The organism is Halobacillus sp. BBL2006 (genome assembly GCF_000786645.1).
GTDB lineage: Bacteria > Bacillota > Bacilli > Bacillales > Halobacillaceae > Halobacillus.
Map to the genome: position 1 here is coordinate 1 of NZ_JRNX01000910.1, position 509 is coordinate 509.

General features: G+C 44.4%; 1 pseudogene. It reads right to left on the bottom strand.

Annotation, left to right across the window (positions count from 1 at the left end):
- Positions 1 to 509 (bottom strand): annotated as a pseudogene (locus tag LD39_RS20990) (recombinase RarA); the annotation flags it as partial.

Below are 509 nucleotides of genomic sequence, written 5' to 3' on the forward strand. Positions count from 1 at the left end.
GTTTTTTTATTTTTTGTAAGACTTGATTTAAGGCTTGTTCAAATTTACCCGTCGTTTTTGGTTCGTAATAGGTGCGTTTCTTAATTTTATCTGGGAGGTATTGTTGATCGACCCAGGCATTATCGTAATTATGAGGGTATTTGTATTCTAGTCCTCGTCCTAGTTCAGACGCTCCTTTATAATGAGAGTCTTTAAGGTGAGAAGGAACATCTCCGCTTTTTCCATTTCGAATATCAGATAAAGCCGCATCCAATGCTTTATAGGCACTGTTTGATTTAGGTGACAAGGCAAGTTCTGTAACAGCAACGGAAAGAGGAATCCTCGCTTCAGGGAAACCGATTCGTTCCGCTGCTTCAACGGCAGCTATTGCCCTGGGGCCAGCTTGGGGGTTGGCAAGTCCGATATCCTCGTAGGCGATAACAACGAGTCTTCGGCCAATGCTGTCTAAATCTCCAGCCTCTATCAGTCGTCCTAGATAGTGGAGAGAGGCGTCGACGTCACTTCCTCTT